At 61.7% G+C, this 25,153-nt stretch carries 33 protein-coding genes; 15 read left to right on the top strand and 18 right to left on the bottom strand.

Features of this window, described 5'->3' with window-relative positions:
* Nucleotides 1-59 precede the first annotated feature (59 nt).
* The 3 genes from R4P64_RS01180 to R4P64_RS01170 all read right to left on the bottom strand — a co-directional run bounded on the left by R4P64_RS01180 (nt 60) and on the right by R4P64_RS01170 (nt 2,080).
* Nucleotides 60-809 carry an SDR family oxidoreductase gene (locus R4P64_RS01180; RefSeq protein WP_116102604.1) on the bottom strand — a complete coding sequence of 250 codons (750 nt, stop codon included), beginning with the start codon at nt 807-809 and terminating at the stop codon, nt 60-62.
* Between the two features lie 69 nt (nt 810-878).
* Nucleotides 879-1,727, bottom strand: coding sequence for an LLM class F420-dependent oxidoreductase (locus R4P64_RS01175; RefSeq protein WP_233365846.1), 849 nt, complete (start codon nt 1,725-1,727; stop codon nt 879-881).
* Nucleotides 1,728-1,756: 29 nt separating this feature from the next.
* On the bottom strand, nt 1,757-2,080 hold the full coding sequence (locus tag R4P64_RS01170) for a GYD domain-containing protein (RefSeq protein WP_092804380.1): 324 nt from the start codon (nt 2,078-2,080) through the stop codon (nt 1,757-1,759).
* Nucleotides 2,081-2,153: 73 nt separating this feature from the next.
* On the opposite strand from R4P64_RS01170, the gene R4P64_RS01165 reads away from it, so the two are divergent.
* The 4 genes from R4P64_RS01165 (at nt 2,154) to R4P64_RS01150 (ending at nt 4,209) form a co-directional block, all read left to right on the top strand.
* The gene (locus tag R4P64_RS01165) at nt 2,154-2,345 is read left to right on the top strand and encodes a hypothetical protein (RefSeq protein WP_033233559.1); all 192 of its coding nucleotides are present in this window, start codon (nt 2,154-2,156) and stop codon (nt 2,343-2,345) included.
* A gap of 9 nt (nt 2,346-2,354) precedes the next feature.
* Entirely contained in the window at nt 2,355-3,170 is an 816-nt protein-coding gene (locus R4P64_RS01160) for a DUF72 domain-containing protein (protein WP_317818931.1), read from the top strand.
* Between the two features lie 61 nt (nt 3,171-3,231).
* Entirely contained in the window at nt 3,232-3,726 is a 495-nt protein-coding gene (locus tag R4P64_RS01155; protein WP_095888031.1) for a hypothetical protein, read from the top strand.
* Nucleotides 3,727-3,753: 27 nt separating this feature from the next.
* Nucleotides 3,754-4,209 (top strand): PPOX class F420-dependent oxidoreductase, encoded by a 456-nt coding sequence (locus tag R4P64_RS01150; RefSeq protein WP_317818930.1) that lies wholly within the window; start codon nt 3,754-3,756, stop codon nt 4,207-4,209.
* On the opposite strand, the gene R4P64_RS01145 is transcribed toward R4P64_RS01150, so the two are convergent.
* A complete protein-coding gene (locus R4P64_RS01145) occupies nt 4,206-4,646 on the bottom strand; it encodes a winged helix-turn-helix transcriptional regulator (protein ID WP_045065347.1) in 441 nt (146 codons plus the stop codon). The two genes, R4P64_RS01150 and R4P64_RS01145, sit on opposite strands and share 4 nt — an antisense overlap.
* 110 nt (nt 4,647-4,756) lie before the next feature.
* Between R4P64_RS01145 and R4P64_RS01140 the strand changes: the two genes are divergently transcribed.
* A complete protein-coding gene (locus R4P64_RS01140; protein WP_033233555.1) occupies nt 4,757-5,161 on the top strand; it encodes a PaaI family thioesterase in 405 nt (134 codons plus the stop codon).
* Between the two features lies 1 nt (nt 5,162).
* Here the strand turns inward: R4P64_RS01140 and R4P64_RS01135 are convergent, their stop codons facing one another.
* The gene (locus R4P64_RS01135) at nt 5,163-5,678 is read right to left on the bottom strand and encodes a MarR family winged helix-turn-helix transcriptional regulator (RefSeq protein WP_033233554.1); all 516 of its coding nucleotides are present in this window, start codon (nt 5,676-5,678) and stop codon (nt 5,163-5,165) included.
* Between the two features lie 59 nt (nt 5,679-5,737).
* On the opposite strand from R4P64_RS01135, the gene R4P64_RS01130 reads away from it, so the two are divergent.
* From R4P64_RS01130 to R4P64_RS01120, 3 genes are read left to right on the top strand one after another with little or no spacing between them, the layout of a single operon-like run.
* Nucleotides 5,738-7,159, top strand: a complete 1,422-nt coding sequence (locus R4P64_RS01130; protein WP_317819723.1) for an FUSC family protein — start codon at nt 5,738-5,740, stop codon at nt 7,157-7,159.
* A gap of 33 nt (nt 7,160-7,192) precedes the next feature.
* Nucleotides 7,193-8,344 carry an alpha/beta hydrolase family protein gene (locus R4P64_RS01125; RefSeq protein WP_317818928.1) on the top strand — a complete coding sequence of 384 codons (1,152 nt, stop codon included), beginning with the start codon at nt 7,193-7,195 and terminating at the stop codon, nt 8,342-8,344.
* The gene (locus R4P64_RS01120; RefSeq protein ID WP_233365851.1) at nt 8,344-8,985 is read left to right on the top strand and encodes a vancomycin high temperature exclusion protein; all 642 of its coding nucleotides are present in this window, start codon (nt 8,344-8,346) and stop codon (nt 8,983-8,985) included. The genes R4P64_RS01125 and R4P64_RS01120 overlap by 1 nt, the downstream gene beginning before the upstream one ends.
* Before the next feature lie 35 nt (nt 8,986-9,020).
* Here the strand turns inward: R4P64_RS01120 and R4P64_RS01115 are convergent, their stop codons facing one another.
* Nucleotides 9,021-9,416 carry a VOC family protein gene (locus tag R4P64_RS01115; protein WP_219110296.1) on the bottom strand — a complete coding sequence of 132 codons (396 nt, stop codon included), beginning with the start codon at nt 9,414-9,416 and terminating at the stop codon, nt 9,021-9,023.
* Nucleotides 9,401-9,685, bottom strand: coding sequence for an ArsR/SmtB family transcription factor (locus tag R4P64_RS01110; RefSeq protein WP_033233848.1), 285 nt, complete (start codon nt 9,683-9,685; stop codon nt 9,401-9,403). Before R4P64_RS01110 ends, R4P64_RS01115 begins: the two co-directional genes overlap by 16 nt.
* Before the next feature lie 248 nt (nt 9,686-9,933).
* Here R4P64_RS01110 and R4P64_RS01105 point away from each other — a divergent pair, with 248 nt between their 5' ends.
* Both R4P64_RS01105 and R4P64_RS01100 read left to right on the top strand, forming a co-directional pair.
* Nucleotides 9,934-10,305, top strand: coding sequence for a DUF2255 family protein (locus R4P64_RS01105; RefSeq protein WP_317543008.1), 372 nt, complete (start codon nt 9,934-9,936; stop codon nt 10,303-10,305).
* 28 nt (nt 10,306-10,333) lie between these two features.
* Nucleotides 10,334-11,350 (top strand): zinc-dependent alcohol dehydrogenase family protein, encoded by a 1,017-nt coding sequence (locus R4P64_RS01100; RefSeq protein WP_317818927.1) that lies wholly within the window; start codon nt 10,334-10,336, stop codon nt 11,348-11,350.
* Between the two features lie 29 nt (nt 11,351-11,379).
* On the opposite strand, the gene R4P64_RS01095 is transcribed toward R4P64_RS01100, so the two are convergent.
* Together R4P64_RS01095 and R4P64_RS01090 are read right to left on the bottom strand one after the other, a co-directional pair.
* The gene (locus R4P64_RS01095) at nt 11,380-12,579 is read right to left on the bottom strand and encodes an AI-2E family transporter (protein ID WP_317818926.1); all 1,200 of its coding nucleotides are present in this window, start codon (nt 12,577-12,579) and stop codon (nt 11,380-11,382) included.
* 129 nt (nt 12,580-12,708) lie between these two features.
* The gene (locus R4P64_RS01090) at nt 12,709-13,302 is read right to left on the bottom strand and encodes a TetR family transcriptional regulator (protein ID WP_317818924.1); all 594 of its coding nucleotides are present in this window, start codon (nt 13,300-13,302) and stop codon (nt 12,709-12,711) included.
* Between the two features lie 186 nt (nt 13,303-13,488).
* Between R4P64_RS01090 and R4P64_RS01085 the strand changes: the two genes are divergently transcribed.
* From R4P64_RS01085 to R4P64_RS01075, 3 genes are all read left to right on the top strand, one after another.
* The gene (locus R4P64_RS01085) at nt 13,489-14,316 is read left to right on the top strand and encodes a mycofactocin-coupled SDR family oxidoreductase (RefSeq protein ID WP_317818923.1); all 828 of its coding nucleotides are present in this window, start codon (nt 13,489-13,491) and stop codon (nt 14,314-14,316) included.
* A gap of 271 nt (nt 14,317-14,587) precedes the next feature.
* Nucleotides 14,588-14,917, top strand: a complete 330-nt coding sequence (locus tag R4P64_RS01080; RefSeq protein ID WP_317818922.1) for an orotate phosphoribosyltransferase — start codon at nt 14,588-14,590, stop codon at nt 14,915-14,917.
* A gap of 93 nt (nt 14,918-15,010) precedes the next feature.
* Nucleotides 15,011-15,376 carry a VOC family protein gene (locus R4P64_RS01075; RefSeq protein WP_317818921.1) on the top strand — a complete coding sequence of 122 codons (366 nt, stop codon included), beginning with the start codon at nt 15,011-15,013 and terminating at the stop codon, nt 15,374-15,376.
* Between the two features lie 207 nt (nt 15,377-15,583).
* Here the strand turns inward: R4P64_RS01075 and R4P64_RS01070 are convergent, their stop codons facing one another.
* The 9 genes from R4P64_RS01070 to R4P64_RS01030 form a co-directional block, all read right to left on the bottom strand.
* Nucleotides 15,584-15,913: a hypothetical protein gene (locus R4P64_RS01070; RefSeq protein ID WP_317818920.1), complete on the bottom strand. Its 330-nt coding sequence runs from the start codon at nt 15,911-15,913 to the stop codon at nt 15,584-15,586.
* A gap of 110 nt (nt 15,914-16,023) precedes the next feature.
* Entirely contained in the window at nt 16,024-16,860 is an 837-nt protein-coding gene (locus R4P64_RS01065) for a methylamine utilization protein (protein WP_317818919.1), read from the bottom strand.
* Nucleotides 16,861-16,908: 48 nt separating this feature from the next.
* Nucleotides 16,909-17,232, bottom strand: coding sequence for a cupredoxin domain-containing protein (locus R4P64_RS01060; RefSeq protein ID WP_080711673.1), 324 nt, complete (start codon nt 17,230-17,232; stop codon nt 16,909-16,911).
* Nucleotides 17,232-17,576, bottom strand: coding sequence for a plastocyanin/azurin family copper-binding protein (locus tag R4P64_RS01055; RefSeq protein ID WP_317818918.1), 345 nt, complete (start codon nt 17,574-17,576; stop codon nt 17,232-17,234). The genes R4P64_RS01060 and R4P64_RS01055 overlap by 1 nt, the downstream gene beginning before the upstream one ends.
* Nucleotides 17,577-17,604: 28 nt before the next feature.
* Nucleotides 17,605-19,194: a multicopper oxidase family protein gene (locus tag R4P64_RS01050; protein WP_317818917.1), complete on the bottom strand. Its 1,590-nt coding sequence runs from the start codon at nt 19,192-19,194 to the stop codon at nt 17,605-17,607.
* Nucleotides 19,191-20,510, bottom strand: coding sequence for a hypothetical protein (locus R4P64_RS01045; protein WP_317818916.1), 1,320 nt, complete (start codon nt 20,508-20,510; stop codon nt 19,191-19,193). Before R4P64_RS01045 ends, R4P64_RS01050 begins: the two co-directional genes overlap by 4 nt.
* Nucleotides 20,507-21,178: a methylamine dehydrogenase light chain gene (locus R4P64_RS01040; protein WP_317542989.1), complete on the bottom strand. Its 672-nt coding sequence runs from the start codon at nt 21,176-21,178 to the stop codon at nt 20,507-20,509. The genes R4P64_RS01045 and R4P64_RS01040 overlap by 4 nt, the downstream gene beginning before the upstream one ends.
* Before the next feature lie 77 nt (nt 21,179-21,255).
* Nucleotides 21,256-21,864, bottom strand: coding sequence for a redoxin domain-containing protein (locus tag R4P64_RS01035; protein ID WP_045065315.1), 609 nt, complete (start codon nt 21,862-21,864; stop codon nt 21,256-21,258).
* Nucleotides 21,865-21,907: 43 nt separating this feature from the next.
* Nucleotides 21,908-22,498 carry a MauE/DoxX family redox-associated membrane protein gene (locus R4P64_RS01030; protein ID WP_233365860.1) on the bottom strand — a complete coding sequence of 197 codons (591 nt, stop codon included), beginning with the start codon at nt 22,496-22,498 and terminating at the stop codon, nt 21,908-21,910.
* A 330-nt stretch (nt 22,499-22,828) separates the two neighbouring features.
* On the opposite strand from R4P64_RS01030, the gene R4P64_RS01025 reads away from it, so the two are divergent.
* Nucleotides 22,829-24,367: an APC family permease gene (locus tag R4P64_RS01025; protein WP_317542985.1), complete on the top strand. Its 1,539-nt coding sequence runs from the start codon at nt 22,829-22,831 to the stop codon at nt 24,365-24,367.
* Complete coding sequence (locus tag R4P64_RS01020) at nt 24,364-25,149, top strand: IclR family transcriptional regulator (protein ID WP_045065308.1); 786 nt, start codon at nt 24,364-24,366, stop codon at nt 25,147-25,149. The genes R4P64_RS01025 and R4P64_RS01020 overlap by 4 nt, the downstream gene beginning before the upstream one ends.
* Nucleotides 25,150-25,153 lie beyond the last annotated feature (4 nt).

Genomic DNA, 25,153 nt, shown 5'->3' with positions numbered 1-25,153 from the left:
GAACTCTATCGACGCCGTGGAAACCGGTTTGGGGCGGACATCGGTGGTGTTGTCTTTTTTCAGGCCTTCGAGGCCAACCACTCGTCCAGTGTTGTCGGCGCAATCCAGGCGTTCGCGCCGGGAGTCGGTGTGAGCGCGGCACTGTCGAGTTTCGCGCCGAAGTAGCCGGCCTCCGGATCGGGCGTCACCGAGCGGTCGTCCCCGGTGACGGAGAACAGGCGCCGTACCAATTCGTCGATACCCAGCGGTTCGGGTCCGGCGATCTCGACCGTCCCGTTCAACGGCGGGCCGGTCACAACCTCGGCGACGTGAGATGCGACGTCCCGCGACGCGATCGGCTGAAGATGCGCCGGCGTTGCATGGACTGTGCCGTCCACGGTCCCGGCATCGGCAATTCCGGCGATGAACTCGAAGAACTGGGTCGAGCGGACGATCGAGTAGGGGATCGGGCCGGCCTTGACCAGGTCTTCCTGGGCGACCTTGGCTCGCATGTACCCGGAATCAGACAGTCGATCGGCACCCACGATGGACAGGATGACGTGGTGCCCGACGCCCGCCTTCTCCTCCGCCGCGAGGATATGGCCAGTTCCGTCGCGGAAGAAGGCCATGACGTCGTCGTCCGACCACGAAGGGGAATTTGTAAGATCAACGACCACATCTGCACCGGTCACGGCTTCGAAGAGGCCTTCGCCCGTGGTGGTGTCGATACCGTCCGCACGGCCGAGTGCCTTCACGTCGTGCCCGGCGTCGCCGAGCTTCGACGCGACCTGACTTCCGATGAGCCCGCTCCCGAAAATGACGATCTTCATGCCTGTCTCCTTTTTACTTGGATAAGCCGTGTCCAAGTATACTCGGACACGACTTATCCAAGTCAAGAGTTACCGGAACAGTTCTGCGGCCAATGCCTCGTACGTCGCAATTGGATCACCATCGGCCGGAAGCGCCTGGATCGCAACGTGGTCGGCCCCGGCCGCAATATGTTCACGCAACCTGTCCGCGATGGAACGGGCGGTTCCGTAGGCCACCAGCGCGTCGATGACACGATCGTTTCCGTCGTTCGCAATTTCGTCGGGTGCAAAGCCGAGTCGTTCGAGATTGGTCGTGTAGTTACGTAGGTGCAGATATGGATTGGCGACGGCCGGACGACCGATTGCCCGCGCCTTGCCTGGATCGGTCTCTAATACAACTTTGTGTTCCGGCGCAAGAATTTTCGACGGTCCGAGAATCTCGCGTGCTTCGGCAGTGTGTTCGGGAGTTGTCAGATAAGGATGCGCACCGGCAGCGCGATCAGCCGACAGCTTCAATACCTTGGGGCCGAGAGCGGCGAGGACGCGACGAGATTCCGGAACCTGAGCCGCGTCGAGTTCATCCAGGTAGGACACCAAGGTGGCGTACGGCTTCGAGTAATCGCCGGTGGCTTCGGGATGTCCGATGCCGATTCCGAGGAGGAACCGTCCGGGGTGCTTGGCTTCGAGTCGGTGGTACGACTCGGCAACTTCAGCAGCGGGAGACGACCAGACGTTGACGATCCCGGTCGCCACGGTGATGCGTTCCGTTGCGTCGAGTAGCTTCTCGGCCACCAGAAGGTCCGCTCGCGGTGAACCCCCGATCCAGATGGTGCCGAACCCGAGTTTCTCGATTGCCGCACCCAGATCCGGTGTCAATCCGGCGGCTCCTCGCCAGATTCCGTAGGTGCCCAGGTCAGGTGTCTGCGTCGCGTCAGTCATGGTGGTGGTAACCCGAGTGTGACCCGGATCTATTCCGCGCCGGGCGCACGGTAGTCGGCGGGGCGATTGACTGCTTCGTCGATTTCCTCGGGCGTGAGCAGGGTGACGGATTCGGATCGAGCCGCTCCCTCGGCGGTGGTGCGAATGCTCAATGCCGCGGCGGCAACGGCGTCGGGAAGGCTGCCGATGACAAACATGTCATGACTGCCGAGTGCAAAGTGGCAGGATTCGACTGTGCCGCCGACACTTTCGACCATGTGGGTTATTGCATCGCGGCGGGCGGTGCCACCTTCCTTCTGAAGGCCGGCGGCCCCGGTTGGTGTGTACGTCACTTGCCAGAGGTATTTCGGCATTTCGACTCCTTGCTCGGCAGGGGTATTCACCTCCGAGGGGTATACCCACAAAGTGGTAGGGGACAATCAACCCATGGTTGGTACTCCGGTGATCGTGACGATCGTGTCTGTCTGTGTGGGTTTTGTGATCTTCATGCTTGCGGCAAGCGGCGCCCGCGGAAAGTGGGATCGTCGGCTCGTCATCGGATTGTTTGTCGCAGCAGTGGTGTGCCTGACCGTCGTGCCGGTGTCCGTTGCGCTCAGTGCCGGGGTATCGGGCGTCTAGTCTGATCTGGTGGCAGATATCCGAGTAGGTATCTCAGGGTGGACGTATCCCGCCTGGCGTGGAGACTTCTATCCGAGTGGCCTTGCGCATCGCAAGGAATTATCCTATGCCGCAGAGAAATTGACATCGATCGAAATCAACGGCTCGTTCTACGCGCTTCAGAAACCGGAGAGTTTCGCGAAGTGGCGCAGTGAAACACCGGACGACTTTGTGTTTGCCCTCAAGGGCGGTCGGTACATCACGCACATGAAGCGGCTGCTCGACACACAGACAGGGCTGGCGAACTTCTTTGCGGCGGGTGTGCTTGCGCTGGGTCCGAAACTCGGGCCGATCTTCTGGCAGTTGCCGCCCACCTTGCAGTTCGAGCCCGAACGGTTGGCGAGCTTCTTCGAACTGCTTCCGCGTACGACGACGCAGGCTGCCGAACTGGCCGCCCACCATGACGACAAGCTGACCGAAGACAGGGTATTGGCGCACGCAGAGATCGAACTCCCGATCCGCTATGCGGTGGAGGCGCGGCATGCCAGTTTTGCCGTGCCGGAAGCGGTGGAACTGATGCGCGAGCACGACATCGGGTTTGTCGTCGCCGATACCGCGGGAAGGTACCCCCAGATCACTACGCCGACCAGCGATTTTGTCTACCTGCGCATGCATGGCGACAAGGAACTGTACGCAAGCGGTTACACCGACAAAGCCCTGGACAGCTGGTCCGAACGCGCTCAGGGCTGGATGAGCGACGAGCTTGACGTGTTTGTGTACTTCGACAACGACATGAAGGGTTTTGCGCCCCACAACGCGATGGCATTCCTGGCCCGCTTCATCTGAATGTGTGCTGTCGGTGCCACCTGGCAAGCTCACACGCGAGCGCGAACAAGGAGAACCGAACGTGAACCCCCAGCAGAGTTGGCCCACCGAGTGGCCGAAGGTTGCCCGCGACATCGCCGCTGCCACGGCAGACGCGCTGGCCGCGGTGCGAGCGGCCAACCGCGATGCGTTGACCGAGGCGGTCGATGAACTGCGCACGCTGTCGTTCGAGCAGGTCACATCGGTGCACGCGGCTATCGTTCGTGAACTCCTCGAGGACACCCACCCGGACGGACTCTCGAGCGAAGATGTGCAAGACGCGCTCACTGCCTGCGCCAAGGCCACCATCGTGTGGCTTCCCGACCTCGACGTGCAGGCTCTCGCCGCCGTGTACACCGGCGCCCTCGGCATTACCGATCTCGAAGACGACTCGTTCCGGATCGGCCACGGTGCATACCTGCGTTCAGCTGCGCTTGTGATCGGAAGCTTGTCCGCGGTTGTCAAGAAACCGCTGACGACGTACATCACCACCGCGATCGGCGAGATCGCGCGCGCTCAGACCATCGAGATGCCATGAGCGCGTAAACCCACCTAGGCTGGTTGTATGTCGAAAATTGCGAGTGCAGACCGGGTTTCGCACGCCGAGTTACTCGAATTCATCAGACCACGCCACCGTGCCACTCTCGTGACCGTCCGCAAGTCCGGCGAACTCCAGATTTCACCGATCACGTGTGGTGTCGACGACGAAGGCCGCATCGTCATCTCCACCTACCCGGAGCGGGCTAAAGCGGTGAATGTGCGTCGTACTCCCACGGTGTCGTTGTGTATCCACTCCGACGAGTGGAACGGACCGTACGTGCAGGTGAACGGGACGGCCGAGCTCATCGACCTGCCGGAATCCGTCGAGCCCCTGGTCGACTACTACCGCTCGATCGCCGGCGATCATCCCGACTGGGACGAGTACCGGCGAGCGATGCACAAGCAGGGCAAGAGCCTGATCCGCGTCACCGTCGATTCGTGGGGACCGATCGCAACAGGTGGGTTTCCGCCGGAGCGTTAGGGAGCTGTCGGCGAGAGGTGCAGGACGGTGGCGTCCCGCGCCTCGAGCGGTTCGTTGCAATGGGCACACACCACTTGCGCGTGCAGTTGCTCGCCGCACCGATGTTCGACGACGGTCGGGGGCGGGCCGTCGATCGCGTAGGTGTCTCCCCATTCCATGATCGCCATCAGAATCGGATACAACGCTTTACCTGACTCGGTGGCGACGTATTCGTAGCGTGGGGGATGATCCTCGTACAGGCGTTTTGTCAGCACGTCGGCGTCGACGAGCGTCCGAAGCCGGGCGGCAAGAATATCCCGACTGGCACCGGTGCCCCTCGCGATGGCGTCGAAGCGTCGTTGCCCGAGGACGATCTCACGCAGGATCAGAAGCGACCATTTCTCGCCCACAAGGTCCAACGCCTTGGCGATGGAGCAGTTACGACCTTTGGGTGTCACGCTCACTCCGATCGACTGTGGGTTGCGAAATCCAACTTAGCACTTGACGGCATCAAATCTATGCCGCACTGTGAGTTGGGAAATCCAACCGACTAGACAAGGAGCATGACGTGGCCGATGTGGATCTCGAGGCGGCGAGCGCTTTTGTGAGCGCCGCAGGATTACAACTCGACGAGGTGTCCGGCACCAAAGTTGTCGGACATATCGATCTGTCCGACGCTCATCACACGCCGTGGGGTGTGGTGCACGGCGGCGTCTACACAACGGCTGTGGAATCGGCGGCAAGTATCGGTGCGAGTACCGCTGTCGCGGACCGTGGAGAATTTGCCGTTGGCGTTCACAACGGAACCGACTTCTTGCGAGCCCGCACCGGCGGACGCGTCGATGTCGTGGCACTTCCGATTCAGCAGGGCCGCGTTCAGCAGTTGTGGTCGGTTGTCATCACCGATCCGGAAACGGGAAAAGAAGTGGCGCGTGGACAGGTTCGCTTGCAGAACGTTCCGCTGCCGAAGTAGCTCAGTCGGGTAATCCGGCGTCGATGTTGACCGAGATCCGCTTGAGGAGTGCGGTGAGTTGCACTTTCTCGTTCTCGCTCAGTCCCGACAACAGCCGGCGGTCGCGTTCGACCCGGCGCGGAAACTCTGCCTCTACCAAAGCTCTTCCAGCTTCGGTCAATTGGAGAAGTACGACGCGTCCGTCACGTTCGAACCGTTGACGCTCCACCAGTCCGAGCTTGGCCAGTCGATCGGCATGCTTGGTGGTGGCGGCGCCGCTGAACATGGTGACTGCGGTGACCTCGCTGGCGCGAAGTGGGCGATCGCTGCGGGCCAGTGCGCTCATCACGTCGAATTCGGCGCGAGAGACGCCGCTGGGAGCCAGGGCGCGATCAAGTTGGTGGAGGGACTGCGAACTGATTCGGGTGATCCGTCCCATCACCTCGACCGGCGAGGTGTCGATGTCAGGGTAGGCACGATTCCATTCACGACGGACTTTGTCGATGAAGTCGTCTTCGGGACTGTTGGCCTGATCCATGGCACACATCTTAGCGACTGATTTCACAGTACTTCACAAGTAATTTACTAGTGAAATAACTGTATGCTGGATTAGTGACGCCTACTCCGACCACGACATCGAGCCGACTCCGCCATTCGAGCGGAGCAATTGCGCATTCGGTCTCAGCGCAGACGTGGCGGGCGGCTTTCCGGCTCGGTTCCGCCGACGCTGGAATTGCCCCGGCGATACGGGTCGGTCTGGCAACAGCGGTAGTCCTGATCTTGGGTGGTGTGCTCGGGCACGAAGAGCTGGCGGGATTTGCAGCGCTGGGCGCGCTGAGTGCGGCGTTCGGACGATACGAGCCATACCCCCGGTTGGCCGGCAAACTCGCGATAGTGGGCGCAGCGTTGGTTGCGTTCATTGCATTTGGTGCGGCTCTGGGGATGTTCGGTGTGCCGGTCTGGGCGCAGATCGGTGTTCTCTCGTTGGCGGCCGGCGCTGCCTACTGCTTCATCTCTGGCTTCCGCATCACTGGTCCAGGGCCGGTGATTCTTGTCTTTGCCGCGACGGGTGCAGCAGGCTTCGCCACGAGCTTTGCGGATCTGGTTCGGCTGGTTGTCGCCGGAACGATCGGTGTACTGATCGGATGGGCCGCGGCGATGCTTCCCGCGCTTGTGCTGCCGATGGGCCCCGCACGTCTGGCTGTCGCTCGCGCGCTTGCGAACGTCGGGAAGCTAGAGGCCGGTGGTTCAGTCCCGACTGCGCGGGCGTCGATTGCCCATGCGCGGACGGTTATCGCGTCGAGCAGTCGGATCAAGTCGACGCTGGGTCATGGTCGTGAACTGATGGCGGTGCTCGGCGAAGCGGATGCCGCAGTGCGATTGTGGAGCGAGCATGGCGACCCGTCGCTGCTTCGCGATATTGCAGTGCACGAGGATGAGCTTCGTAAGATGAAGCGCTCCAGCATGATCGAGCACTCGCTCGAGCCTGTATCAGAATTGCCCGCGCCGGAGAACTACGTCGTCGCCGGTCTACGGCATCTGTACTCGCGCGCCGTGGTGATGAATGCCGTTCGTATTGTCATGGCGTCGGCATTGGCCGGATGGGTTGCCGCGGGCGCCGGACTCGAGCATCCGCTCTGGGCGTCGATGGGTGCGATGGCAGCAATGCAGGGGCTGAACTACAAGCAGACCGTTCAACGCGGAATCCAACGGCTTGTCGGCAACGTCGGCGGAGCGATCATCGCTGCCGCTCTGATCGCCCTGACACTCGGCTATTGGCAGGCTGTTGTTGCAGTGGTGATTCTGCAGACCGCGGCAGAGCTGTTTGTCGTCAAGAATTACGCGTTGACGTCGGTTGCCGTGACGCCGATGGCCCTGGTGCTCATCGGTCTCAGTGCACCCATCGAGACCAGCGCGGCGCTCGCGCGAGTGGCGGACACCCTCATCGGAGTGGTGATCGGCGTAGTCGTCGCAGCGGTGACAATCAGCCGCGCCGATCGGAACCACGTCCTACGATGACTCCAGTGCATCGGAGTGAGGGGTTGTCGGGACGTGAATTTTCAGTCGAAGTCGATTATTGCGGCGCTGTGTGCTGCGGCAATTAGTTCGGTGGTCTTGGCGCCAATGGCGTCTGCGGAGGCACCTGGGGTTTCGGTTGCGACCGGAACCGTTGTGTCGAGCGAACCGCTACCGCGCGATCTCTGGATTCCGGGGACCGTCGACGCTACTCGATTCACGTACTGGACCATCGGTTCCGACGGCAGCCCTGCCCTCAGTAGCGGTGCGTACTACGTACCAGCTGGCCCCGCCCCCGAAGGCGGCTGGCCCGTCATCGCGTGGGCGCACGGAACCACCGGCCTCGACGACTCCTGCGCACCTTCCTTGGTCGGGCCAGGACTCCCGGAACGCGACTACCCGTATCTGGGCCGCTGGCTCGCCGAAGGCTACGCCGTGGTCGCAACCGATTACGTCGGGCTGGGAACTCCGGGCCTCATGCCATACCTCGACGGAAAAGTGGAGGCGCACAGCGTCGTTGATTCCGTGAAGGCCGCTCGCGCCCTCGATTCCTCGATCTCGAATCGTTGGGCAGTGGTCGGACAATCGCAAGGCGGCGGCGCGGCAATCACCACCGCGCGATACGCAACCGAATACGGCGGGGATTCTCTCGACTACCGGGGCGGTGTGGGGACGGGTGTGCCGGCAAACATCGAACTGGTCTTCCTGCCGGCCGGTCCCGGATTTCCGCCCATTGCACTCGGCGGAGGCTTGACCTCGTACGCCCTCTACATTCTGGCGGGTCTGCGCGAAGCTCACCCGGAAATCGACGTCAACTCGTACCTGACTCCGCTGGGTCGCGAGCAGGTCGATCTGGCCGAAAAACTGTGCGCCGCAGACTTGGAAGATGCATCGAAGAAGCTCGTTCTGGGCGAGGTGCTGTCTCGCCCGCTGAACGAAATCCCGAACTTCTACCGTCTCCTGAACGACTACATGGGTGTGCCGACCAGCGGTTACGACCGCCCCATTTTCATCGGCCAAGGCTTGCTGGACGTGGATGTGCCTGCCCCGTCGGCACTTTCGCTCGTCGCGGCTCTGGTTGCGAATGGTGAACCCGTGACGTTCAAGGCGTACAACACCGACCACAGCGGCGCGTTGATCGAATCGCAAGCCGACACGATTCCGTTTGTCGCGAATCTCTTCCGCTAGTGAAGCGGTGGATTGCGGGTCTCGTTGCACTCGGCGTCGTTGCCTATGTGGGGTCCGTCGTCTGGATCTCCGTTGCCGCGAAGGGGCACACCTTCGACGTCGCGGATGCGCCCGAGGCTCCGGTGGTAATCGTTCTGGGTGCTCAGATCAAGGACGGCAAGCCGATGGCGTTCCTGAAAGGGCGCCTCGACGCGGCCGTTCAACTGGTCGAGGACGGTAAAGCGAGCGCCGTGCTGGTGTCCGGGGACGCGAATGGAGCTTCGGGCGACGAGATCGCGGCCATGACAAATTACCTGGTAGAGCAGGGGATCGATGAGCGTCGTATCGTCGGGGATCCGTACGGCCTGGACACGTATGACACCTGCTCGAGGGCAATACATACGTATGGTGTGTCGAAGGCGTTGATTGTCACCCAGGGCTACCATGTTCCCCGCGCCGTCGCGTTATGCCGTGACGCCGGAATCGATGCGGACGGCGTGAACAGTGACTGTGGTTGCGCAACAACGACATTAGTCAAAAATGCTGCCCGAGAGTGGATTCTCGCCAAGCCGAAAGCGGCAATCGACATGCTGTCCGGTCGTGATGCCAAGGTTACGAGTCCGCCGGAGGATTCGGTCAATTCTGCTGTGCGCCTTTATTAACCGCGGTCGGTTAACAAAGGTGCACAGCAGGAGTCTCACTGAGCCGGCTTCTCCGCGATGATCTGGATCAGGTTGCCGCACGTATCGTCGAAGACAGCGATGACGGCGGTGCCGATATCCGTCGGAGCCTGCGTGAACACCACACCCTTTTCCGTCAGGCGGGCATGCTCGGCCTCCACGTCCTCGACGGCAAACTGAGCGAGTGGAATGCCTTCCTCGGCAAGAGCATCGCGATACGGCTTCACAGCCGGGTGCTTCGCGGGCTCGAGCAGGAGTTGCGGGCCGTCCGGTACCTCCGGCGAGACGACGGTGAGCCATGCATCCTCGCCCAGTGGGATGTCGTGGTGCTTCGTGAAACCCAGGACATCGGTGTAGAAGGCGAGTGCTGCTCGCTGGTCGTCGACGAAGATGCTTGTCAGTTTGATTTGCATGGTGTTCCTGTCTCGATGGGCCACCGCCGGGTGATTTCGGCAAGTGGCTCGGGATTGAAGTAGTGGAATTTGGAGCGTCCGCGCCGCTCGGTCACGACCAGTCCAGCCGACTCGAGTACACCGAGGTGCTGAGAGATCGCCTGACGCGTGAAGCCCAGACCGTGTCGCATCGTGAGCAGTGAACAGATCTCGAACAGAGTCTGGCCGTCATGTGCTGCGAGTTCGTCGAGGATGATGCGCCTCGTGTCGTCGTCGAGAGCACGGTAGATGGTGACCACGGCACCACTATAGGCAAGCTGGAGCTTGCATATCAAGAGCTGTTGAGTGAGCACGGTTTGTGCACAGTGAACAACGGTTGTGGCGTGCAGCAAGGGGTGCTCGCTGCGCACAAAGGGTGTCAGGTTGCCGAACTCCCTCGAAGGAGGCACTGCCATTACCGGTAACCCCTGGCCCTCGCGCCCGTGGCAGATCTGGGGTTGGCTGAAGGAACATGTCGTCGATGCAAGGGGTACGGGCAATGACAGGCTGGAGCGAAGAGCAGGTAGCGGCAATCGCGAACCCTCAGGAAGTGCAGGTCGCGACCAGGCGGGCCGACGGTTCGCTGAGAAGGCCCACGATCATCTGGATCGTCGGCGACGGTGACCGGCTCTTCATCCGATCTACCAACGGCCGTCCGGCAGCCTGGTTCAAGGGCGCGATCGCGACCGGAACCGGGCAGATTATTTCCGGCGGCAGCGCGTACGAGGTGAAGTTCGTCGAGGCCGGTGACGCAGACCTCCCGCTTGTGGACAGTGCTTACCGGAAGAAGTACCGCCAGTACCCGAGCATTGTCGATCACCTTGTCGAAAGTGGACCGCGTTCGGCCACCCTCGAGGTTTTCCCCGCTTGAAGCGCAAACGGCAGCGAAGGAGTTATTCATGCGCGGCACAATTATCTACGGTCCCAATGACATCCGCTTCGAGGACCGACCCGATCCCGTGATCGTGGAGCCCACCGACGCGATAGTCCGCACAGTGGCAGCGTGCGTGTGCGGTTCGGATCTGTGGCGATATCGTGGCATCGCGGAGGTCACCAAGCCGACGCCCATCGGCCACGAGTACGTCGGCATCGTCGAAGCGGTTGGCAGCGACGTCACCACCGTGAAGCCCGGACAGTTTGTGGTCGGTGGATTCTTGACCAGCGACAACACCTGCGCGCTGTGCAAAGTCGGCGCACACGCGAATTGCCTCCACGGCACCGGATACGACGGTTGCCAGGCAGAGTTGATCCGTGTTCAGAATGCCGACGGAACACTCATCGCCACCCCCGAACTGCCGGACGAGGCGATGATCCCGAACATCCTGGCGCTCTCCGATGTCATGTGTACCGGCTGGCATGCGGCGGTCAGCGCAGGCGTCAAGCCGGGAAGCACGGTCGTGGTTGTGGGTGACGGCGCGGTGGGCCTCTCCGGTGTACTTGCAGCAGCGGAACTGGGCGCGGAGAGGATCATCGCGATGAGCCGCCATGAGGATCGGCAGCGTCTCGCACTGGAATTCGGCGCCACCGAGATCGTTGCCGAACGCGGCGACGACGGCGTCGAGCGGGTCAAGGAACTCACATCCGGAATCGGAGCAGATTCGGTGCTCGAGTGCGTCGGTACTCACGATTCCGTCGAGCAGGCCCTGCGGTCCGCGCGCCCCGGCGGCATGGTTGGCTGGGTCGGCGTACCCCATGTCGCGGATCTTCCTCAGCGGCACATGTTTTGGAAGAACGTCGGTTTGCGCGGTGGACCTGCACCGGTGCGGGCATACCTCGACCATCTTCTGGACCGCGTCTGGAACGGGCACATCCAGCCGGGCAAGGTCTTCGATCTGACTCTGCCGCTCGATCAGGTCGCTGAGGCATATGCGGCGATGGACGAGCGACGCTCCATCAAGACCATGCTTATTCCGTGAACACAGGAGTTCGAAACAACCCCGGCAGATTATCGACGGTCCAGCTGGGGGAGGAGTGTTTCGCGGGCCAGCAGCAAGATCGCGGCAGCGATCGGGATGGCGAGCAGTGCGCCGACGATTCCGAGCAGAGCCCCGCCGAGCAGGACAGCAACGACCGTAAGCAGGGGTGGTACTTGGACGGTCCGGCCGATGATGCGCGGCACGAGCACGTAGTCCTCGACGAGTCGGAGCATGATGAAGAAGGCTACGGTGGCGAGCGAAATAGGTAGTGACACAGTCAAAGCCACCAGTGCTACGACGATTCCGGCGAGCGTCGATCCGACTATCGGGATCAGGTCGAGTACTGCGACCAGTACGGCGAGCAATAGTGGGTACGGAACGCCGAAGGTGATCAGCCAGATGAAGGTGAGAACGGCGGTGATGAGCGAGATCAGGATGTTTCCGAGGACGTATCCACCGACCTTGGCGAAGATCTCGTCGCCGATCAGGATGGTCCGCGGGCGGCGGGAGTGGGGTGCCAGGCGGTAGAGCGAGGCGCGGATTCGGGGGAAGTTGGCGAGGAAGTAGGCGGTGAGGACAACCACGATGACGGTTCCGCTGATCGCACTGAACACGAACTTACCGGCACCGAGGATCCCGCCGACGACATCCGGGACACCTTCGCCACCGATCGTCTGCTGGAGCTTGTCCTGAAGATGGAATCGAGAATTGAGTTCGTCGATGGCGGGGTAGCGCTCTTGGAGGTGGTGCAGGTAGCCAGGGGCGTTGTCCACGAGTGCGCTGCCTTGGGTGACGATCGGGGGTATCGCGGCAGCGAGGAAACCGGCGAGCATGCCGAAGGCCGCGAGAAAGACCACGGTCACAGCCGCCCAACGGGGAATTCGGTGTTGCACCAACCAAGACACGACGGGTTCGAGGCCGGCTGCGAGGAACGCGGCGATGACAATGAGGACGAGTACGCCGTGTGCTGCGATCAGTAACTCGATCCCGCCGTAAGTGACGGCCACTCCCGCGGCTGCGGCCATTCCGATCATGAACGGAGACTTGCGGTCGAAGCTCGGTCCGGGCTTACCCAGCGGGTGGGCGGGTGAGCTGATTCGGGCAGCGTCTTGTTCTGCAGCGATGATCGGTTGCCCCTCGGCGGAGGTATGGGGTTGCCCGACTACGTCGCCGTGAGCAGGTTCTACACCTCCGCCCATGGGCGGTGAGTTGTTGCCGAGCTCGGGCATCGGAACCTCCGCATCTCGAGGTGCGCCCAGCGGGACGGACAATTCTTTCGCTGCGCTGTCCTGGTGGTTTACCTCGAGCGGAGGTAATTCAAGCCGAGCATTGGATCTCGATTCCAAGGTCGATGCGAGCTAGACCGCTGTGGGTAGGGGTGGGAGGAGCAGGAGCAGTGCACGTTCGAGCTGATCGGCGAGTTGCGTCTCTGGATGCGCGATCCAGTACTCGTGGGCCGATTGTGTGGCGGCGAGTACTGCGTGTCCCACCGCAATCGGGAAGAAATCGTCGGGGGTGCGAGCGCTGACGAATTCGGTGGCAGCGGCTCGCCACCGCGTGTGGCGCTGCGATGCCTGCGCTTGCACGGCGGGTTCCGTAAGGACCAGTTGGGCGCGGTGTCTGGCCCATTCGATCTGGTCGTCGGGGAAAGCCATGGCGGTGACTACGGCGCGCACCAAGACGGCTTCGTACGGTTCGGTCGTGGTGCTGTCGGCCAGTGCTTGTCGCAGCCGACTGATCTCGGCGTCCGATTCGACCCACAGGACGTCGGCCTTGGTCGGGAAGTATCGGAAGAAGGTTCGAGTGCTGATTCCCGCTTCGTGCGCGATGTCCTCGACGTTGGTCCGGTCGAAGCCGCGTTCGACGAACAGTCTCTGGGCGACGGCGGCGAGGTGGTGCGCGGTTGTTGCCGCCGGCCTGCCGCCGCGGTCGATTCGGTTGTCGGTACTCATCACGCGTCCATCGTTCCAGGTTCGCCCGGCCATGGCGTCGGCCTTCGGGCTTGGGCGGGTTACCCGTATCGCCCGGGTGGTGAGTTTTCTCAAAACGCCATGTTTTGGCATCGACTGACATAACCTCGGTTGTACGACGCGGCACCGCTGAAGGTCGGTGCCACATGTGCCGAAAGGTTTTCTGTCATGGGGCAATTCGAGGGTCAAGTTGCATTCGTCACCGGTGCTGCACGGGGCCAGGGGCGCAGCCATGCGCTACGGCTCGCGCAAGAAGGGGCCGACATCATCGCGATAGACGTATGTCGCCAGGTCGACACAGTGCCGTATCCGACCGCCACGGCGGACGACCTCGCGGAAACCGAGCGTGCGGTCAAAGCCCTCGGTCGTCGCATTGTTGCCCGCGAAGTCGACGTCCGGGACCTCGACGGCTTGAAAGCAGTGGTCGACGCCGGTGTCGATGAGCTCGGCCGCCTCGACATCGTGCTCGCCAATGCCGGTATCTCGGTGCCTGCTTCGACGCTGGAGATGTCCGAGGAAACCTGGTCGACGATGATCGATATCAATCTCACCGGAGTGTGGAAGACCTGTGTCGCTTCGGTGCCGCATATTGTCGCGGGTGGTCGGGGCGGCTCTGTGGTGATCACGAGCTCACTCGCCGCTCTGAAAGCGAACGCGAATACCGCGCATTACTCAGCGGCTAAGGCGGGTCTGGTCGGGTTCATGAAGGTGCTCGCCAAAGAGCTTGCGCCGCAGAATATCCGAGTCAACACCATCCATCCCACCACCGTGGCAACCGACATGATCCTCAACGACGCCACCTACAAGCTCTTCCGGCCGGACCTCGCCGCGCCTACACGCGCTGACTTCGAGGAAGCCGCATTGACACTCAACACCCTGCCGGTGCCCGCGCTCGAATCATCCGACATCACCGACGCAGTGCTCTACCTCGTCGGAGACAGCGGACGCTATGTCACGGGAACCACGCATACCGTCGACGCGGGTGGTCAGCTCTAGCCGACGGCTCGAGCCCATAACACTTGAAAGGAATCTCAATAGGTTTTGTCAAGCACGGCCGCAGGCCGTTCCGTCTGGCTGAGCCGGAGGCGATGCAGGTACGAAGGACCTGTATGCGAGCATATGCCGCCAAACTGGGAGATGGATCTGCCCCTCCTCACGCTGCCTGACGGGCAAGTTCACTCTCCGCTCGGGAATAACCGCTTCCGAGTACTTCGACAAATACTTATTCGAAACCGACCCGGACCTTCTACGTCGCATCGCCGACCGCATGGCCCCGTTGGTTCCAGAACACACCGAAATACTCGGCGGACTGGAAATGGGCGGTATCCCGATCGTCACTATGCTCAGCCAGGCAACCGGTCTACCGGCGGTCTTTATCCGTAAGGAACCGAAGTCGTACGGAACCAACAAGCTGGCAGAGGGAATCGACGTCGCAGGGAAGACTGTCACCCTGGTCGAAGATGTCATCACCACTGGCGGTGCGGTCAGGAACGCAGCTCTCGCCCTTCGGGAGCTGGGCGCTGATGTTTCGGTAGTTCTGTGCGCGATCGGTATTCACCAAAGAGTTCTTGGATTCGACACTCGATCACTAAGGTGACGGATTCACGAAATTCTCACCGCAGCTCACGTCTAGCGCGAACCATGCGATAAAGAACGTGCAAACGAAGAGACCCGCATCTACTGTGATCCGATGGCATCGATCAAGAAGATTCAAGTCACCTTCGACTGTGAGGAGCCTGAGCGCGTAGCGGAATTCTGGTGCGAAGTATTAGGTTACGAGCGCAACGGATCGGGATGTATCGATCCCTCGGGTATAGGTCCGCGCCTGCACTTTCAGCGCGTTCCTGAAAACAAGGTTGTCAAGAATCGACTACATATTGACGTGCGAGTAGGTACGGGACTCGTGGGCGAAGAACGCGTGGTCGCGCTCGAATCCGAATGCGCACGATTGATCGCACTCGGTGCGGTACGTGTGCGACTACTGCGCGCCGATGGCTACAACGAGTCATGCCTCGTAATGCAAGATGTCGAAGGTAATGAGTTCTGTCTCGATTGAGTCACTGCTCACATCGCACCCGCACCAGTCGACGGGTGTCCCTGCCGCATAGCGACAACGCTTGATACGGCTTACGAATGGACGCGGGCCAGAACACAGTCCATTCGGGTCTGTTACTGATCGCTTCAGAAGTTATCTGCGCGGCCAATGCGGCAGTTGGTCCTGGCAAATAGACCACTTTGTCACGGACCATCGCTCACAACACATTCAACCGCCGCCGCGCGAGAGCAAGGACGGCATGGCGATCTCGGCGCATCCGCACCTGATCTCGCCGAAGTCATCGCGCGCACGGGCTGTGAGTTCCAGGCACCTGGTTGTCCCGAGGAGTGAACTCTGATCCCAGGCGTGGACGGACACCCCGACGTAGCACCCGCCCCATCTGCCGATGAACGCCAGGTAGCCGTCGTTCGGCACGATGAATTCGGCAGCCAACCGCTCACGTGCTTCTGCTTCGGGAATGGGCCGTCCGGACCCGTAGACCGCGGCCGCGGCGTCGATGCGTTCGATCAGAAAGTTGGAGAATTCCCGAAGCGACACCGATTGTCTTCCTCTCGGACTGAGGCAAGCCTCGTCTCTGGTACGAATCTCCGGACCGCAGTGTGGCCGGCGAGCAAATGCTCACCGGCCACACTACTTTCGACGGAAACTCAGACCAACGCGAAAGCAGCAAATGCTCCCAGTGCGATCAGTGCGGCGCCCGTGATGCTCTGCACCCGACGGTCTACGACGCACATGACCGAGAGGAAACCGGGCATCGAGCCACCGCGATTGGTGTGCACGATTGCCGCGAGGCTAGGCATGCAGCGGCCGAGGGAGACAACGGTGAACAGTGCAGCGCCGAGAGCCGGTGAGCTCGAGGCGATAACACCGAGTGCAAGGAGGTAGTACGCACTCGAGCGGATGAAGATCAGGAATCCGGGCCCGATGATAGCGCCGAAGATCAGTGAGACCTTCCACGGCGCCATGGTGCGGCGCAGATGGCGCGGAAGCTGTTGGCGCCGCATCGGAGTCGGCATCGTGAGAACACCCAACTCGTGCAGACCGTACGCAAGTGCCACAACAGCCCAGGCACCCAACGCCCAGCCGATCGGAATGAAACCGGACACCGCCGCGCCGAGAGCGCCGATCAGGGCGCCGGTGACGGCACCTGTCGTGACGGAACCCAGTGCATGCCAACCGAGTCGGCGTACCGGAGTTGACGATCCCTTACGGTCGGCTTGCTTCGGTGCGGCAACAACTCCGGCAACCGACATTCCGCAGGTCGACCAGTTGGCGGCCAGTGAGGTGACCAGTCCGGCTCCGACAACCGCAGTGGTCAAAGCTGTTGTCGCAGAAGGCGCAGCCACGAGTGCAATGCCGGCACCCGCCGCAGCACCTGCGGCGATGAGGCTGGCGCGAGTAGCCGTGCCGACTGAGCCTTGAAGGGTCGGCCGAATGTCAGGGACATCGGTCTGGAGTGGGCCGTGTGAGAGAACGGTAGTCATCAGATCCTCCAAAATGTATGTAGTTCACGAAAAATGATGAGCCAGTAGTCACAACACTGTGATGACTCCGATCATGTACGGGTGCACGGAGCACGAGTACTCGTAGACGCCGGCGCTCTCGAACGTGTGCCGGAAGGTGCCATCTCCGGTGATGCCACTGTCGAACAGTCCGGGTGATTCCACATGATGCAGAAGTCCGCCGTCGTCGAAACGCCACTCGACGGTGCCGCCATGTTCAACGGTGACGTCCATCGGACTGAACTGAACATTGCTGATCTCGACCACGACGTCGGGGGCGGGACCTTCTGTGCCGCACGCGGGAACACACGTTGCCGCGACGGCAAGGCTGAAGCCGGCGATCCACCTCCTCACTATTGAACGATCACGGTGCCGACCATCATCGGATGGGGCGTGCAGTGGTAGGTGAAGGTACCGGCGTCGTCGAACGTGAACGAGAAGGTTCCCTCGGTGAGCAACTCGCTCTTCAGTTTCCCTTCGAGCTCACCGTTACCGACCACGTCGTGGGGGAGTCCGCCGTCGTCGAACTTCCACTCGACGGTCTGGCCCTTTTCGATCGTGACCGACGCCGGTGTGTAGGCCATGTTCTTCACCTCGATCACGACGGCGGGTTCGTCCGACGCCGAACTGCCGCTGCTGCAGGCGGTGAGACTCAAAGCCGCACAAGCGGCGAGGAAAGCGGGAACGAGCTTCTTCATGAGAGGTCCTCTCGATTCTTCTTACTTGTCAGCGGACGTAACGCAGATTTGCCGTCATTCCGGCTTCGAAGTGGTAGGCATTGTGGCAGTGGAACATCCACTCGCCGGGGTTGTCGGCATCGAACTCGATGGCGAGTTCGCTGCCTGGTAGCACGTTGACGGTGTCACGGCGAAGCCCGCCGTAATCCGGTACCGCAAAGGTGTGGCCGTGAGTGTGCATGGGATGCCACATGGTGGACGTGTTCTTCATCGTAATCCGAACGCGTTCACCCTGTTTCATCACGAGTTTGCCCGCATCGGCACCGGCCATACCCCACACGTAACGATCTCCGGCTTGGATCAACTCGATGTGGTAGTCGCGATCGGGTGACTTCGTCTCGAGGCGTGTGGATTCCGCGGGACGGAGAGCGCTTTCGAGCACCAAACGGCCGCCCAACTCCGAGATCACACCACCCACATCCGGATTCGAGAGTGCCAACGCGTCGGTGCTGCGCAGGACGGTCGACGCGTATCCGTCGCGGCCCTCGACCTTGGCGACCACCGGCCAGGTTCCCGACTTGACCGTCACGAGTACGTCGTAGCGCTGCGCCATTCCGACGATGATGGCGTCGGCGTGAGTCGGCTCCACGTCGAAGCCATCGGTGGCTACGATCGTCATCTCATGCCCGGCCACGGCAAACCGGTACGGAGTTTCGGCCGCCGCGTTGATGATTCGTAGTCGCAGAGTCGAACCGGGCGCAGCGGTCACCACAGCTGGATCGTTGGGCGGTCGCCCGTTGATCAAGTGCAATGGATACGCGATGTGTTGTGTCATGCCGCCCAAAGGCTCGGACGAACCATGGCCGGCGCTCACCAACTGCTGCGCAACTGCCATGTCACCCTCGGCGTGCTCAACGGGTGTTGATGCGGCTCCGCCATGGCCGCCGTGGCCGCCGGCAATTGCCGGATTGAGTGCCATCAGTATGGAATCCGGTGTGGTACCCAATCCGTCGACCCAGTCGTCGAGTACCAGAACGGCATCGGCGTCGGCCCCACTGGAGTCGTTCGGGTCCTCGACGATCATGGCGCCGAAGAGTCCGCGGTCTGCCTGTAGTCCGCTGTGCGAGTGGTACCAGTACGTTCCCGGATCCGGGGCGACGAAGTTGTAGTCGAAGGTCGAAGCCGCCGCGATGGGAGCCTGCGTGGTGGGTGCCGCGCCGTCCATGTCGTTGCGGATTCGAATTCCGTGCCAGTGCAGCGTGGTTTCGGCATCGAGGTTGTTCTGGACGGAGACGTTCACCCGGTCACCGGACTTCAGCCGAAGTTCCGGAGCGACAGCAGCGCCACCGTACGTCCATGTGTCCACGAGGCGTCCGCCGAGATCAACCGTCGAGAATCCGGCTGCCAAGGCAAACGCGGCGGTGGTTCCGTTCCAGGCTCGTGCCGACTCTGCAGCAGCAACTTCGGGGTCGGTGGGCATGATGAAGTCGAGATCGGTCAGCGGCGTCGGAGTTGCTGCAGTGGAACTGCATCCGGCGATCGTTCCCACGGCGCCGAGCCCGATTGCCCCGGCGCCGAGTGCTCCCAGACTCAGGAAGCGGCGCCGGCCCATCACTACACCGGATCCGGGACGACTCATCGAAGTACTTCTGGTGTGATCAACCCGGTGACATCACCGACATTGCCCGAGATATCCACGGAACTGACCTGCTCACCGGTGGTTGCGTTGTAGCCCAAGATCTTCTGCGGAGCGGAGCCTTCTACCTCCGGTCCGGTGCCGAGCACGTAGAACGTTGCACCGTCAACTGAGAAGGCGGTGCTTCCGATATCGGTGAGGCCGAGGTCGGCCAGAGAAAGACTCTTGATCGGGGCGAACGTAGCCGCGTCGAAGAGATCGATCTTCACGATCGAACCACCGCGAGCGGAGTCCGGGTGAATTGCGCTGTCGGTGTACTCGATTGCCAGACGCGTTGCATCCGCATTGATGAGGTTCTCGGAGAAGCGTCCGGAATCCTGGCCCGCATTTCCGATGGGCTTGACGGCTTCCTTGGGTAGTCCGTTCGAGAAGTCGAAGACGAAGACGTCACCGTTCTCGCTGACCAACAACGCTTTCTGCGCGTCGGCCGCCCACGTCACTTTGCGAGTCGAGACGAAATCGTCGGGCAAGACCTTGGATCGGGCGGTCTCGGTGGGGACTCCGTCGTCGCTGATTGTGACTTGAAGCAGCTCACGGGTGTCCTCGCACACGCTGTAGAGTTCGTGTCCGACCATCCAGGTGAACGGTCCACATCCGACGATCTGGAGGGCGCCGGTCGCCTCCTGCTTCTCCAAGTCGACAACACGGATGCCGTACAGGCCGTCGTCCCAAGTGACAAAGAACTTGCCGTCGGAGGTGACGGCATTGGAGCCGGCACGCGAATGCACACGTGCGACGTCCGGAAGCATGACCTCGGCCGGCTCCAGCAGGTTGCCGGAGTAGGTGCTGACCGTGAAATCGGCTGCGCCACGCGAACCTCGGGGACGCCACACTTCGGCGGCGAGCACCGCTGGGTCATCGTCGGAGTCACCGACAAATCCGTGGATGACGGGATCCCAGATACCGGGTCCGACGGTGATGCGGCTCTCGGCCACACCGGTTTTCGGATCGATGACGTTGACACTGAGTTCGAGCTGGCCGAATCCACCTTCGACGCCGAGGAGTCGGTCAGCGGCAATCGGAACGATCGACCCGACGTGCAGGGGTTCGGGAATGGTGTCGCCGATTTCCTGATCGTCGTGACCGAGCGAAATGCCATCACCAGGAGCAGTGAACGGGACGGTGGGATAGGTGACATCACCTGCGCTGGAAGGTTCGTCGTTGTCGGACGAACTGCAACCGGCCAGTGCGAGCACAACGGTGAGAGGCAGTATTGCGACGGCGGGACGGGCGAGCTTTCGGGTTCGTGAACTGCTCATGATCCGGCACCGACCTTGGGGCGTGCAGCCGGACGGGTCTGGCAGTCCTCACCGATGATGGGAGCCATGGTGCAGGTGTACGCCTGCGATTCGTCGGAGACACACCAGATGATTTCCTGGTCGTAGCTGCCGGAAACCGGGTTGTACATCACTGCCTGCATGTCCGGCTCGCCGCAGAAGGCGTTGGAACACGAAGGCGCACCGCAGCAGTCGTAGTACGCGATCAGATAGGTCTTTCCGGTATCGGGATTGGTGCAGCAGCCAACCCAGAACTCGGCGCCTGGCTTACTGCCGGGCGCGCACGTGGTGACACCGCCGCCGTTGCAGGCAGCGCAGGATGTGCCGTCCATGTTGCACCAGCGCCAGTATTCACATTCCGCGGGATCCTTGCCGTCGTACACGGGAACAAGCGGTTCCGGGCCCGGTGCCGGAGCGGGAGGCGTGGCTTCTTGAGCAAACGCGGTACGAGTGACGGGCAAGGTGCTGATCAGCGCTACGCCGGATACTCCCATGGTCCACTTGCCGATTCGGCTGATCATCGACCGCCGCGAGACGCGTTCGGAGAGCTTGCGGCCGGTGCGGCTGGTCAGTGAACCACCTTGGCCTGCCATCCATTCGGCCTGCGCTTGAACGGTTGCCTCGTCTACCGGATATCGGTTCTCTGTCATGTTGTGCTGTGGAAACGCATTGTCGTCCAACAAATTTCTCCTGATTCGTGAAGAGGAACGAGCAGAACTCAGGGTGATCAGGCCGCGCTGCCCGACTTAGCCTGCGCATGAAGGTGCTGGAGTGAGGGGGTTCCGGACTCGAGTGCGTTGAGCAGGCTCTCGACCTGAGCCATGTGGTTGCACAGGCCCTTGCCGCGAATCTTGCCGTGCTCGTCGAGAATTACGCCGTACGGAGTGGTGCCCACCTGGTAGGCGATGCCGACGTCACGAGCGTCGATGTAGCTGAGCTCGGAACCGATGCCGCTGCCGGCCAAGAACTCTCGGTGTTCCTCGGGGGTTCCGTCGGAGATGATGACAACGTCGAGGTCGGATTCGGCTCGGGCCATTGCCCGCACGCCGGGAAGCAGGCTCTTGCAGGTCGAGCAACTCGGTGCTGTGAACAGCAGGAGCTGAGCCTTGTCTCGATGACCACCAACTCCGACGGTTCGACCTTCCTGGTCGATCAAACCGGCAAACGACGGCCCGACCTGTTCGACCTTGGGACCGGTATCCATCATTCGGGCACCGAGTGGTCCGAGACGCACCTGCACACGGCCGATTTCACGGGCGAGAGCGAGAACCATCAAGAACAGTACGGCCACGGCGATCACGAGAATCACGGTCGCTACGAGTAGAAAAGTAGTCATCGTAGAAGTCCTGCCTTTGCGCAGTCGGTGAATAGGGAGAAGGTCAAACGCCGTACCGAGACGTGGCGCCGGCGGCACGCAGTCGGACGGAAGCACTCGAGAGGTAGTCGTCGACGGGGCGCTTGCCGAAATGAACGACGGATCGGATCTGTGCGATGGCGACGCCGGCCAGCACCAGGAGGAGTGCGAGGGTGGCAGCTGTTGCTTGCGCGCCCGCGCCCGCGGAGCTGCCGATTGCCAGGATGGAGAGTGACGCAGCGGCAAGGATTCCGGCACGTACCGCGTGGAACCATCCGATACGCGGGATCTCGCCGATGCCGAATGCGAAGCAACCACAGTCGAGGTCGCGTCGGCCGCGAGCAAGGTTGACGACAAGGCCGACAAAGAACGACGCGAACATGAGTGCGGCAACCCCGGCCGCCCACTGCCGGGCGATGCCGGTCACGAGAAGTGCGCCCGCCACGGTCTCGGCGATGGGAAGTGCCCGGGCAACCGGTCCTTCGAGCCCGCTCGGAAGGACTTTGTATCCACGTACCGAACGCAGAACACCGTCGTAGTCCGTCAGCTTGGGGATGCCGGCGAGCAGTAGGACAAACCCGATGATCGCCGATACGGCAGCGATGGTGAAGTCCATGATTCCTCCCTTTCAGGTCGGCAAGCGCTGGTGTGTGGGACACATCCTGTACTGGTGATGCGGCGAACATGCTTCGGCGTGGATACGTCCGGGGGATACGCAACTGGGAATGCGCGCCGCCGGTGAGAATCGATATTTGTGCAGTTCAGTAGGTTTCTTCGGCACGGGATCGACATGGTTCGGAGCTGTGGCAGGGCCAGCGGGCGAGACCTCGAGCGCGCGGATTCCCACTTGGATCGTCACTGCGCGCCACGGTGGAAACTGGCCGGAAACAAATGCGGACTAACTTGACCGAAATCGGTGAATCAGATATCGGACGGACGGTGAGACATGGCCGTGACGGCGGCGTTGCGCGCGGCACTCGCGCGGGCACAGAGTGCGGATCAGGACGGCGAGCCGGTGTACTCGCCGTTGCGCGGTCTGGGTCGGCGGCGGCTGACGCCGATCGATCTTCTCGGACAGTCGTTGTCGACCATCGCACCGGCTACGGGAATGGTGTTCATCGCATTGTGGATGATCACGTACAGCCCTGGGTACGCAGGTTTGGCCGCTATCGCCGCGACAACATCCGCGGTCTTTCTGGTTGCGCTCTGCATCACGCATTTCACCCGCAGGCTGGCGGCGGCTGGTTCGCTCTACAGCTTTGTCTTCCAAGGTACCGGAACACGAAGTGCGCTTTTAGTCGGAGCCGCGTTGGTCGTCGGGTATCTCGGGATCTCGATATCGGTGTTGGCCCAGGCGGTTCCCAGTCTGCTGGACACGATTTCGCTCATCGGCACCAATGTAGGCGGGCCGCTTTCGACGTTAGTCGTGACCGTACTGATCGCCCTCACCGTTGCGTGGATAGCGGTGCGTGGAGTTCGGTTTGCGACCCGCGCGATTCTGGTGATCGAAAGCTGTTCGTTGATCTTGATCATCGCGGTGATGCTGGCAACCCGTACCGATACGACAAGCACTGTGTCACTGCCGAATCAGTCTTTGAGCGTGGTTCCTTTTCTGGCGATGCTGACTGTTCTGAGTATGGCCGGATTCGAGAGTGCAGCATTCTTCGGTCCAGAGGCCAAGCGCCCGTTGATCACCGTCACACGCACAGTGCTGATTTCGCCGATCATCTGCGGGCTACTATTCGTCTTTGCAGCGTGGGCGGCGATGACGGGGCATGGCGCAACCATCGTCGGGGCGTACTTCCAGGGGACGGCATCCGGTGCCAGCGCCGGGGTGGTTCTGGCCGTCAAGATCGGTATGACGTGCTCGTGGCTGGCATGCACTCTCGGCTGCGCGCAAGCGGGTTCGAGGTTGTTGTACTCCATGGGCGTCGAACGGGTGCTGCCGTCATCGCTCGCCCGGATGCACCGTCGATTCCGAACCCCTTACATTGCGGTCCTCGCGTTTGTCTCCGTCAGCACAGTCGGCGTTCTTCTGTTTTCCGATGCGGTGAGAGATGATTCAGGCTCTTTCGACGGAGTGGTGGAAATTGCCCTCGTGTGTGCGTACACGTTGGTGGCCTTTGCGTCCTGGAAGTTCTTGAACCGAATCGGCGAGCACACAGCGGTGACGCGTGTGTGCACGTTGTCGGTCAGCGTCGCCGGGGCCGGTTTGCTTGTGTACATCATTCTCGACGGTGCCGTCCACGGAATCTGGGCGCTGCCGTGTGCAGCTGGAGCGCTTGCTGCATCCGGAGTGATCTGGAGTGCAATTCTCCGGCGGGTGCGGCCTGAGAGTCTCACGGCGGTGGGAGCTTTCGACAGCCTTGAAACTGCGGACCTCCTGCCTGGGGCCGGAACACTCCTTATCGGCGACGACGGTCGACGACGCCTGGTGCCGGATCGTTCTGCCGCAGACCGCGACCTACCGGAGTGGGGCGAGTGAGCGCCGACCGCGCCACCACCGGCACCAGAGTCGGCAAACGGACCAGCGAAGAATCGCACTTCAGCGGGCAGCAACCCAAAGCGGTTCAGAAAGCGCTCGGGATGCTCGAGGCGGTTGCGCATCTAGGACCGGGAACAACAGCGAAGGAGATCGCCACTTTCGCGGGAGTTCCATCGGCCACGGCGTATCGGATGCTGAATCTGTTGGTGGCAGAGGGTTTTCTCGTGCGGGTACCTGACCTGTCCGGCTTTGCGTTGGGGCGTCGGACGGCTGAGTTGTCGCATGCCGCAACAACGAGTGGCCCGGCGCCGTCGCTGCACGAACAAGTCGAAGACATGCGTACCCACACGAGATACGGATTGCATGTTGCGTCGTTCAACGCCGGGCGACTCCGATTCATCGACAAGGACCCTGATCACGAGATCATCGGGATAACCACGCTTTCGAAGAACATCCATGCAAATGCGCTGGGCAAACTTCTGTTGGCCTACGACGAGCGGCTCGTTGTCGATCTGGAACTACGTCGACTCACCGAATTCACGATCGATGATCGTGCCATGCTGGCCGAGCAGTTGCGTTCGGTTCGATTGCAGGGGTTCGCGTTCGAGAATCAGGAATCTCGGCTCGGGCGGTCGGCGTTAGCGGTGCCCATTCGCGATCATGCCGACCTGGTCGCCGGCGGATTGTGTATCCAGGGTTCGTGCGAACGTGTCACTGTGGAGGACCGAGAGTTGGTGGGCTTTCTCCTCGATTGCGCGCGGCGTCTGACCGGGCTGATCTGAGATG

Origin of the sequence: Rhodococcus sp. IEGM 1366 (genome assembly GCF_033142425.1) — a bacterium.
GTDB classification, from domain to species: Bacteria; Actinomycetota; Actinomycetes; order Mycobacteriales; family Mycobacteriaceae; genus Rhodococcus_F; species Rhodococcus_F globerula.
The sequence above is the reverse complement of the archived record's forward strand: the minus strand, read 5'-3'. Positions and strand labels throughout refer to the sequence as shown.

Coding starts and splice junctions, on each gene's coding strand:
- R4P64_RS01090 (WP_317818924.1), bottom strand. CDS start 13,302: ATGAGTACCGACAACCGAATCGACCGCGGCGGCAGGCCGGCGGCAACA.
- R4P64_RS01100 (WP_317818927.1), top strand. CDS start 10,334: ATGCGCGGCACAATTATCTACGGTCCCAATGACATCCGCTTCGAGGAC.
- R4P64_RS01115 (WP_219110296.1), bottom strand. CDS start 9,416: ATGCAAATCAAACTGACAAGCATCTTCGTCGACGACCAGCGAGCAGCA.
- R4P64_RS01180 (WP_116102604.1), bottom strand. CDS start 809: ATGAAGATCGTCATTTTCGGGAGCGGGCTCATCGGAAGTCAGGTCGCG.
- R4P64_RS01095 (WP_317818926.1), bottom strand. CDS start 12,579: ATGCCCGAGCTCGGCAACAACTCACCGCCCATGGGCGGAGGTGTAGAA.
- R4P64_RS01105 (WP_317543008.1), top strand. CDS start 9,934: ATGACAGGCTGGAGCGAAGAGCAGGTAGCGGCAATCGCGAACCCTCAG.
- R4P64_RS01050 (WP_317818917.1), bottom strand. CDS start 19,194: ATGAGTCGTCCCGGATCCGGTGTAGTGATGGGCCGGCGCCGCTTCCTG.
- R4P64_RS01035 (WP_045065315.1), bottom strand. CDS start 21,864: ATGACTACTTTTCTACTCGTAGCGACCGTGATTCTCGTGATCGCCGTG.
- R4P64_RS01170 (WP_092804380.1), bottom strand. CDS start 2,080: ATGCCGAAATACCTCTGGCAAGTGACGTACACACCAACCGGGGCCGCC.
- R4P64_RS01040 (WP_317542989.1), bottom strand. CDS start 21,178: ATGACAGAGAACCGATATCCGGTAGACGAGGCAACCGTTCAAGCGCAG.
- R4P64_RS01045 (WP_317818916.1), bottom strand. CDS start 20,510: ATGAGCAGTTCACGAACCCGAAAGCTCGCCCGTCCCGCCGTCGCAATA.
- R4P64_RS01085 (WP_317818923.1), top strand. CDS start 13,489: ATGGGGCAATTCGAGGGTCAAGTTGCATTCGTCACCGGTGCTGCACGG.
- R4P64_RS01175 (WP_233365846.1), bottom strand. CDS start 1,727: ATGACTGACGCGACGCAGACACCTGACCTGGGCACCTACGGAATCTGG.
- R4P64_RS01025 (WP_317542985.1), top strand. CDS start 22,829: ATGGCCGTGACGGCGGCGTTGCGCGCGGCACTCGCGCGGGCACAGAGT.
- R4P64_RS01055 (WP_317818918.1), bottom strand. CDS start 17,576: ATGAAGAAGCTCGTTCCCGCTTTCCTCGCCGCTTGTGCGGCTTTGAGT.
- R4P64_RS01080 (WP_317818922.1), top strand. CDS start 14,588: ATGGCCCCGTTGGTTCCAGAACACACCGAAATACTCGGCGGACTGGAA.
- R4P64_RS01150 (WP_317818930.1), top strand. CDS start 3,754: ATGTCGAAAATTGCGAGTGCAGACCGGGTTTCGCACGCCGAGTTACTC.
- R4P64_RS01030 (WP_233365860.1), bottom strand. CDS start 22,498: ATGGACTTCACCATCGCTGCCGTATCGGCGATCATCGGGTTTGTCCTA.
- R4P64_RS01065 (WP_317818919.1), bottom strand. CDS start 16,860: ATGACTACCGTTCTCTCACACGGCCCACTCCAGACCGATGTCCCTGAC.
- R4P64_RS01075 (WP_317818921.1), top strand. CDS start 15,011: ATGGCATCGATCAAGAAGATTCAAGTCACCTTCGACTGTGAGGAGCCT.
- R4P64_RS01135 (WP_033233554.1), bottom strand. CDS start 5,678: ATGGATCAGGCCAACAGTCCCGAAGACGACTTCATCGACAAAGTCCGT.
- R4P64_RS01165 (WP_033233559.1), top strand. CDS start 2,154: ATGGTTGGTACTCCGGTGATCGTGACGATCGTGTCTGTCTGTGTGGGT.